Genomic DNA, 249 nt, shown 5'->3' on the forward strand with positions numbered 1-249 from the left:
CCTCGGGCATGGCGCAGCCGATGATGGCGTCGTCGATGCGCGAGACATCGATGCCCGGGGCCTGGGCGACCACCGAGCGCAGCACGTGCGCGAGCATGTCGTCGGGGCGGGTGTTGCGGAACATGCCCTTCGGCGCCTTGCCGACCGGCGTGCGGGTGGCGGCGACGATGTAGGCTTCCTGGATCTGCTTGGTCATTTCATTACTCCGGATTCGGGATGACCGCGTTGGCGGCGCAGGCGAGGGGAGGG

Annotated in this window: 1 pseudogene; it reads right to left on the minus strand. The window is 68.7% G+C overall.

From position 1 onward, the window contains the following. A pseudogene (locus SB822_RS59430) lies at positions 1–196 on the minus strand (acetyl-CoA C-acyltransferase); the annotation flags it as partial. Positions 197–249: the final 53 nt, after the last annotated feature.

Origin of the sequence: Paraburkholderia sp. SIMBA_054 (assembly GCF_046534875.1) — a bacterium.
Lineage (GTDB): Bacteria > Pseudomonadota > Gammaproteobacteria > Burkholderiales > Burkholderiaceae > Paraburkholderia > Paraburkholderia hospita.